The 1650-nt window shown below is 68.7% G+C and carries 1 protein-coding gene; it reads right to left on the bottom strand.

Features of this window, described 5'->3' with window-relative positions; all coding sequences use genetic code 11:
- Positions 1–229 precede the first annotated feature (229 nt).
- Complete coding sequence (locus VAE46_RS06270) at positions 230–1393, bottom strand: transposase family protein (protein ID WP_322796066.1); 1164 nt, start codon at positions 1391–1393, stop codon at positions 230–232.
- Positions 1394–1650: the final 257 nt, after the last annotated feature.

Consider the following 1650-nt stretch of genomic DNA (forward strand, 5'->3'; position numbering starts at 1 on the left):
CATGCCCCGCACCAGGATACGGCGACACCGCAGTCTACTGACGGTGTTGCGCTCCTGTCAACTCGCGCGAGAGCCGGAACAGGTGTCGGCGCAAAACGTTGCGTCGCCCACCGAGCGTCCGCCGACCGCTCGTGCCAGGGGTGAGCTGGTCCAGATAGATCCCGTACAAGCGGCGTAATGCCTCAAAAGTGATGGTTACCCAAGGGGAGGCGATGCCTCAGAACCCCGGTTACCCAACACGTCGCCGTTCCTCCCGCTCACTGCACGCCCAGAGGGCGCGCAGGGCGGCGTCGATTCCCCGTCGCAGCTCCGCCGGGTTGAGCGCCTCCGCCACGTCTCGCAGAGCGGCGCTGGTCGCCTCGTCGAGGGTCCCCGACGCGAGCGCCCGCTCGTACGGCGTCCGCGGGGTGTCGTAGCGCTTCCGCACCCTGGCGCCGTGGCGCTCCTTGCCCACCAGCTTCCGCACCGGCCGCAGGAAGTTCATCTGGAGTTCGAGGAGGGCGTACAGGCGCTGCAGGGCGGCCATGGCCGCCTTCGAGCTGTAGCGGTCGTAGCCCACGCTGCGGCGCACCGCCAGCCAGTTCCGCTGCTCGACGTAGGCCTGGTCGTTCTTCCGGTAGCTGCGTCCTCGCGTGAGCCGCACACCTCGGCGACGGCACCAGTCGTACAGGCCGCGGTTGATGAACTCGCTGCCGTTGTCCGTATGCAGTTCCCGCAGAGGGAACGGCAGGCGTCGCGCCGCCATCTCCAACCCCCCGCCAACCCGGCTCATGCCTACGCCCCACACCGGCTGCAAGGCGATCCAGCCGGTGGCCACATCGACCACCGTCAACGTCGTCAAAAAGAAGCCCTCCGTCCGCTCGCCGCAGTGGAGAACGAGGTCGGCCTGCACGCATCCGGGCCGCACGCCCTGCCATTCGCTCCACGTGCGCAGCGGCACCTGGGCCTTCACGCCGCTCGCCGGAGACGACGCCCGCCGGGGCTGCCGCCCCAGCCACCAGCGCCGGCGCCGCAACCGGCGGTCGATGGTCGACGCGCTCATGGACAAGAGGGCGGCCCGCACGTCGGGCGACAGGCGCAGCTCCCCGTGGCGCTCCAGACCGTCCACCAACACCGGCATCACCGCCACCAAGAGCTTCCCGCACATCCGGTCCGCCGCCTCCCACACCGCCACCAGCGCCTCGGTCACCTCCGGACCGTACCGCACCGGCCGGCCCGCCTTCCTGGCCGGCCCAGGCCGCTGGCGCCGGCGCAGCAACCTGATGGCTGCCTTCCGGTGCAGCCCCGTCGTCTCGCAGAACTCGTCGAGTATCCTGCCCTTCTCCTGCTTCCTCGCCCGCTCGTACCGTGGCCGTACCGCAGCCGCGTACTCCTCCAGGGTTACCCGGGTCACATCGCCTCCTTTCGGTAACCCTGATTCTGAGGCAACGCTCCCCGTTCGGTAACCCTTTCAATGAGGCAGATCGCCCGATAGCCCCCGTTCTCGCCCCTGCGGTAGAATCCAGTAGACCGGCGCGCTCCTTCGTGCGGGAGAGGCCGGCGGGAGTGCGATGCTCAAGTTTCTGACGAACATCCTCGGCGATAGCAACGAGAAGGAACTCAAGAAGCTCTACCCCATCGTCGACGCCGTCAACGCCCTCGAGCCCGAAA

Origin of the sequence: Tepidiforma sp. (assembly GCF_034433535.1) — a bacterium.
GTDB lineage: Bacteria > Chloroflexota > Dehalococcoidia > Tepidiformales > Tepidiformaceae > Tepidiforma.